Annotated in this window: 5 protein-coding genes; 3 read left to right on the forward strand and 2 right to left on the reverse strand. The window is 27.9% G+C overall.

Annotated features, from left to right (window positions below; all coding sequences use genetic code 11):
* The 3 genes from U9R42_10990 to U9R42_11000 form a co-directional block, all read left to right on the forward strand.
* Nucleotides 1-365: hypothetical protein (locus U9R42_10990; protein ID MEA3496551.1), on the forward strand; the 365-nt coding region annotated here is incomplete at its 5' end.
* Between the two features lie 147 nt (nucleotides 366-512).
* Nucleotides 513-1,946, forward strand: a complete 1,434-nt coding sequence (locus U9R42_10995) for a glycosyltransferase family 39 protein (GenBank protein MEA3496552.1) — start codon at nucleotides 513-515, stop codon at nucleotides 1,944-1,946.
* 511 nt (nucleotides 1,947-2,457) lie between these two features.
* Nucleotides 2,458-3,381 carry an Rpn family recombination-promoting nuclease/putative transposase gene (locus tag U9R42_11000; GenBank protein MEA3496553.1) on the forward strand — a complete coding sequence of 308 codons (924 nt, stop codon included), beginning with the start codon at nucleotides 2,458-2,460 and terminating at the stop codon, nucleotides 3,379-3,381.
* Between the two features lie 572 nt (nucleotides 3,382-3,953).
* Here the strand turns inward: U9R42_11000 and U9R42_11005 are convergent.
* Nucleotides 3,954-6,695 (reverse strand): gliding motility-associated C-terminal domain-containing protein, encoded by a 2,742-nt coding sequence (locus tag U9R42_11005; protein ID MEA3496554.1) that lies wholly within the window; start codon nucleotides 6,693-6,695, stop codon nucleotides 3,954-3,956.
* Nucleotides 6,696-7,026: 331 nt separating this feature from the next.
* Nucleotides 7,027-7,256: hypothetical protein (locus tag U9R42_11010; protein MEA3496555.1), on the reverse strand; the 230-nt coding region annotated here is incomplete at its 5' end.

Here is a 7,256-nt window from a genome sequence, read left to right on the forward strand (position 1 = left end):
CTTTTACAGGTGAAGAATTAGAAACTTATGACAAATATTGGGATTCCATCCGTTCTGAAAAAACCTTAGTTAATGGTGCAAAGGAAGAAGGAGAAATAATAGGAGTTGAAAAAGGTAAAGCAGAAGGCGAAATAATAGGAGTTGAAAAAGGAAAAATAGAAGGAGAAATAATAGGAGTTGAAAAAGGTAAAGCAGAGGGTGAGAAAATCGGTATTTATAAAACAATATTAGAATCATTACGAAATGGGCTTGATAAAGAGCTAATTTCAAAGATAACAAATGTGTCAGTGGAAACAATTGAAAAAATCAATAGATTGCTTGAGAAATACGATGATAAAGCCGAAGAGCATTTTGATGAATATTAACAAATTACATCTTTCCAAAAGTTTACGTATTGGAATGCTACAGACAGCATGTTTTAAAAAAGCCTTGCATTTTTTGCAGGGCTTTTTTTTTATTCCTTTGAAAAAGAATTAAATTGCAAGCCTAAATAAACAAAGTGAAAAAGCCAAATGAGAAATAAAGAATTACCTTTTTGGATATTAACAATTTCTGTTTTTATTGTTTTGATAGTACCCGAGCTGGTAAAAGACGGCATGTTCATGGATGGATTACTCTACACTACAGTTTCCAAAAATCTTGCTGATGGTTTTGGTTGCTTCTGGTTTCCAAGATATACAGAAACATTTCATTTGCCATTTTTTCATGAGCAACCACCTTTAGTCTTTGGAATTCAAGCTTTGTTTTTTAAGATTTTTGGTAACAGCATTTATGTTGAGAGATTTTACTCCTTACTTACTGCCTCTATAACATTTTTTTTAATTACAATTTTATGGAAAGAAATTTTTTATTCCAAAAAAAAACTTAAACAAATGTCATGGCTACCTGCTTTTTTATGGGTAATTATTCCAGTTTGTTTTTGGGCTTATTCAAATAATATCCAAGAAAACACAATGGGTATTTTTACTTTATCTTCTACAATAATTATTTTAAAAGCTTTGCGTATAAATAAATACAGAATAATTTATTTAATGCTTGGAGGTGTTTTTATTTTCCTTGCTTCTTTAAGCAAAGGATTTCCCGGTCTTTTCCCTCTATCAATTATAATTATTCATCAACTTATTTTTAAAAAGCTTTCCTTTTCCAAAACAATTTTATATTCTCTAATTCTTGTTGCTGTTACTGTTATAATTTATTTAATTATTTTAATAAATGACAATGCATATCTTAGTTTAACTACTTACCTAAACGAAAGAGTTCTAAATAGTATCAATTCTGTTTCTAATGTAAATTCAAGATTATATTTATTATTTCGTCTTTTTACCGAAATGATTCCCGTATTAATTTTATGTTTAATTATTTTACTAATTGGTAAATACAAATCAATCAAAACGAAAATTTCTTCTAACAAAAAAATGATATTCTTCTTTTTGCTAATTGGATTTTCTGCCTCTCTCCCACTATTAATTACCTTAGAACAAAGAGGGTTTTATCTTGTAACATCGCTACCGTTTTTTGCAATAGCTTTTGCAATTATTATCGCTCCCACTTTAGTAAAATTGATTAATCAAATGAATGAAATTTCTTCTTTTACAAAAACAGCAAACATTATCACAGTATTAATTTTAGTATTTGTTTTAACATTTTCAACTTTGCAGATTGGAAAATACAGCAGGGATAAACAAATATTGCAAGATATTTATCTTATTGGCACAAAAATTCCAACGGGAGAAACAATCTCTACAGAGCCAGATATTTGGCATAAATATAATGTACATTCCTATTTTATGAGGCATTTTAAAATTAGCCTCACAACAGGATTTAACACAGAATATTTTATAACAAACAAAAATTACAAAATTCATTCAGACGACTATAAAAAGATTGTGTTAGAAACAGAAATGTTTGATTTGTATAAAAAAAGTAAGCTAAATTTTTCAAAGTAAGTAAATTATTTTTGAGCAAAGCAGAAATAGCTTTATATTTGACAAAAATTTAATCGGTGCTTAGGGTTATTAGACAGACTGACGTCAAGTATAATTTGGCTATTAAAAATTGGGTGAAAGGGAAAAAACTGTATTGTTTTGTTGTATAGTAAAAAAATTTATTATATTTGCGAATAGATCTAAAATAGATTCAAAATTTATTAGAACATGAAAATATTAAAACTACAGAAATTTATACTCATATTACCAACAAGGGATTTGACCTATCTGCGTGCTACGCACAGGCACAAGAACGATAATCCATTGGATGATATTGAATTATGATTTTTTTTAACAAAATATATAATGGAAATATAATGAGTGGTCATTATATCCACTCGTTAAGTGCAATTTCCGCAATCAATAATACAAAATGGATTTAGACTTTTTAACATTGATTTTTAATCCAACCTTGAAACAGAATTGAAAATGTTGTATATTTGTATTTGAATTATAAATAAAATTTAATAGAGTGAATAATAAAATAATAAATACACATGATAGCTTTTTTAAAAGCCTGTTTTCTAACAAAAACGGAGTTAAAGAATTTGTATCAAAAACAATAAATCCAAATATTGTTGAAAATTTGGACTTAAACACTCTAAAAATTGACAATACAGAATATCTTGATAATCATTTGAATTCAAGTTTTTCGGACTTAGTTTATAATTGTAAATATGGGAAGACAGATATAAAAATATCATTATTATTTGAACACAAAAGCCAACCTGAGAAGTTCCCACATTTTCAACTTCTTGGTTATATGCTACAAATATGGAAATTGCAGATTAAACAAAATGAAGAATTAACACCAGTTATTCCAATAATATTTTATCACGGAAAGAAAAAATGGGATAATAAGGGATTTGAAAATTACTTTGGGCAACTTGATAACGAAATCCAGAATTTTATACCAAAGTTTAATTACGAATTGATTGACACATCAACATATTCAGATAATGAATTGAAAGAACATTTTGATAGTATTGAATTACAAGTAGGGCTTTTAATAATGAAGAATATTTTTGATGAGCACAAAATGCTTGAAAAAATAGGATTGTTATCAAAACAAATAAACGAATTATTACAAACAGAAGAGGGAAAACATTTTTTTGATAGTATTTCAGTATATATGCTAAATGCAACAAAAATAACCTCTGATAAATATAAAGAAATTATGGAAAATATATCGACACAAGCAAAACAGCAATTTGTTTCAACTGCTCAGAAATTACGTTTTGAAGGAATTAAAAAAGGAATTGATCAAGAGAAAAAAGAAATAGCAATAAAAATGATTAGTAAAGGCTATTCAAATAAAACTATTATAGAATTGACTGATTTAAAAGAAAACGATGTAGAAAACATCAGGAAAGAATATATAAACCAGAATAAATAAAAGCACTTAATCGAGTAGGCGGCTGATCCGTACGGACCAGTATTCCTTCATTAACCCAACTTGTCTCTATTCAAATACACTCTCCTAATTAACAATTGATTACAAAATTTGTGGTACACTACATATTTTTTTACTGATAATTGTGATGGCTTACAGCCTTTTGCATTGTATATCTGCATGGCTTCTTCTATTGGGTTTGATGGTTTTCTTACATACATTACTTTCTTTCGACTTTCAAAATTTCTCAACAACTTATCAGAACCAAGGTACAAGATTGATCTTTGTTTAACCTTGCCATTTACCCTTTTTGCTTGAACCAAAGTATATGGATAAAACACTTGACTGTTCTTGCTATGTTGCTTTTTAACTTGGCTTATAAACATGGCACAAAGATAAGAACAATTATCGAAAAAACCAAACACCGTACCCCACTACAAATGGCAATTACAAAAAAGTATTACTGATTATGAGTTCGTTATGATTTATTATGCTCAAAAAAATGTGAATATTTTTTTTGTAGGGTGTTGGAGAGCCAAGTTGGGATAAAATCAACAAAACTTTACAAAACAAATTTATCTTATCAGTGAAACAACTCCGTTATAACTTTTATGTTCATTTTGCCCAGTTTTTATTTTAATAAAGTAATAATAGTTTCCCTGTACACATTTTTTGTTTTTATAAATCCCATCCCATCCTTTATCTATGTTACTGCTTTCAAAGATTTTTTGACCCCAAGAGTTAAATATCTCCATCTGAAATTTTTCAATATTTACACCTTTAACAAAAAAATTATCGTTTGTTCCGTCTCCATTAGGCGAAAATGCTGTTGGAATAAATATAACAGCTTTGTATGGAATACATAATACATTACTAATGCTTTGTTGTTTATTGCCTTCTTTTTCAATTGCTCTTATTCTGTAACATTTTTCAAATTCTAATTCATCCGAATAGTAATTATTATCTATATATTCTTTGTCGTTTAAACTAATAAAACTTTCAAAATCATTTTTTAAATTCTTGTATTCTATTATGTATTTATCAACTCCTTTATACCAAAGTTCAAAAGGTGTCCATTTTAGAATTGCATATTCATTACCAATGCTTTCACCTGTAAGTAATATATTTTTAAGATAGCTACTTGCTGCAGAAGAACGATAACAACTATCTTTAGCGTATATTTTATAAGAATAAATACTTTCCTTAGCTTTTACAAATTTATCGTAATAAAATGAATCTGTTTGATTTAATAAACTATCATAATCTTCATTTTCTGATTTACGAAAAACCTCATAAGAAAAAGCATCAGGATGCTTAAACCAATTTACTGTAATTGAATCATTGTTTAATACATTTACAGTTAATGAATTTATTTTTTCTGTACCGTTAAAACCTTTCCTAAGATGAAGAATTGCAGAATCTTTAGTAACACAGCCTGTTGGACCTGTTAGTACTTGCAATATTTTATAATTCCCCGAATAAGGATAATAATGTGTAGGAGACGAACTATTTGAAATTGCACTGTCTCCAAAATCATAAAAATAAGTTGTTACTTTACCAAAAGAAGTATCCTTAATATCCAATGTATAAGGAGAGCAATAATTTATTTGACTCATTTTAAAACCAGGGCGTGGTGCATCAATAATATTTACAGCCTGTTCTTTTTCAATAGTATCAGAGCAAAAACCATTACTATATATTAATTTAATTGAATATTTACCCGTTTTTGTATAAATATGCTCAGGATTTTTATCCATACCTGATGTACCATCTCCAAAGTCCCAAAGCCAACTTTCACCAAGTACAGGATGAACAGTATCACTTTTTGAAGAATCGTAAAATTTAAATTTTAGCCATTGACATCCAATAGAAGTATCAGTTATAAAATCTGCAACAGTTGGTTTTATATAATTTATAGTATCCTGTGCCCAGCGTGTGTAACCTGCAGGAGTTACAGCTTTAAGCTTAACAACATATTGCCCTGAAGAAAGAAAAACATAGGTTGAATGATAAGTATTTGAACTGTCACCATTTGGAAAATACCAAGTAAAATTCTCATATTTACTAAAATCACTCTGATTTGTAAACTCAACAATATTGCGACATTTGTAATTGGAATAAAAACGAACCAAAAGGTTTTCATGAATATTTGACGACATATAAAACCTAGCATAGTTTTTTTTAACAGGAGGAAAAATCTCTTTAATACGAAATGTAGCATTATTTGTTATTACCGACAATGCGAAAGCAGTACGATAATTTAAATATAAATTCATTAAATAATATAATTTGTCATCGGATGACAACCTTAAATCTTTTATCGAATATTTTATTTTGTGCGTTTTTTTTGCATTAATATTCATATTTTTATCAAAACCATATTGGATTAAATAGGTGGAATCTGTTATTACTTCATTACGATAAGATAATGCAATATATAACACAGTATCCGATTCTGTAATTTCAGCATCTAAGGTATATTTTGGGTTCATTCTTGAAGAATCCAAATAATCAAATTTTCTTATACCATGCGTAGCTTTATGCTTCAAAATTCCTGATTTATTATTAAAAACATATTGTTTTAACACAATTGAATCCTTTTCTTTTGAATTAAAAAGATAAAATAAATTATTGGTTGTTACTGAATAACACTGTCCGGAAAAATCCTCAATTAGACTTTTACAAAAATACGGTTCTATATCATTGTAAACTACATAATTGGCTATCTTTACTCCATCAAAATGCCATGCAAATATTTTGTGATTTATGACATTAGGGCTAATTATCCAAAATTCTCCTTTGTTTTGATGAGGAGCAACTATTAATTTCTGATGTTCATAATTACTTGTAGAATAAAACGTGTGAGTATCAACCACAGCTCCTTTACCCCCATCAGCATTTACGTCAATAATGGCATAAGACATTCCTGGCTTGTAGCATTTTCCATTACCATTATGTAAATAGAAATAGTAATAAACACCTTTCACTTTTGAGGGTACCAATATACTACCATCCTTACAAGCAAATTGACAATTCATAAAGCCATTCTTATTGATAGATTCCAGATTACTATTATAAATATACGTACCCAGACTTACTAACTTCAATCTACCCATACTATCACAAATTGTTGACATAGCACCAAAATATATATCTAAACTACCTTTGTAAACGGGAGGGAAAGTATTTAAATCATAAATTTTGTGAGCACCTGCTGTCATATAATTATATATCTGTGCAAATGTATTTGTCTGTAAAAACAAAAATATTAAAATCAATTTTATCTTAAATATAATATGTTTATTATGTTTACTCATTTTTAAAAAATTAAAAAGTTGCTTCAAAAGCCGCTTACTTATAACAATAAAAAAATCCAGATTTTGATTCTATTGAAGCAACTAACATAAAATTAATTATTAATAGTAACAACACAACAAAGACCACAACTCCTTGATTACCTTACATATAACGTATGTGCGTATCTAAAAAACATGTACTAACTATTATTTAATCATGCAAATATAATTAATATTTTAATATCTACAAAAATTATCTATTAGTTAGCAACATTTTGTGTTTTGAGCATTTTTTTTAAACAATATAATAATATTTTCACAATTAACTAATTCTCCATCCTTCAAACAATAATTAATCAAGTTTCTTTACACCATGTCCTTTTTTCTTACTTGTATCTTTATATCCTTTTTTCTTTTTCCTACTTTTTCTTTTTGCTTGCCAATTTCTCATCTTTGGTGCCCATAATCCTGATTCTGTTCTTCCTCTTTTAGGTACTTTATATTTTTTAGCTCTGTGAAGCCTTCTGTTATTTGGCTTTTTTGTTACTTTTCCTTTAAAGACACTTCCTTCAATATTTGAGT

The sequence above is a fragment of the Bacteroidota bacterium genome, assembly GCA_034723125.1.
In the GTDB taxonomy this organism is placed as follows: Bacteria; Bacteroidota; Bacteroidia; order CAILMK01; family JAAYUY01; genus JAYEOP01.

Excerpts from the sequence above, each read along its gene's own strand:
- U9R42_10995 (MEA3496552.1), top strand. The coding sequence starts at position 513 with ATGAGAAATAAAGAATTACCTTTTTGGATATTAACAATTTCTGTTTTT.
- U9R42_11005 (MEA3496554.1), bottom strand. The coding sequence starts at position 6,695 with ATGAGTAAACATAATAAACATATTATATTTAAGATAAAATTGATTTTA.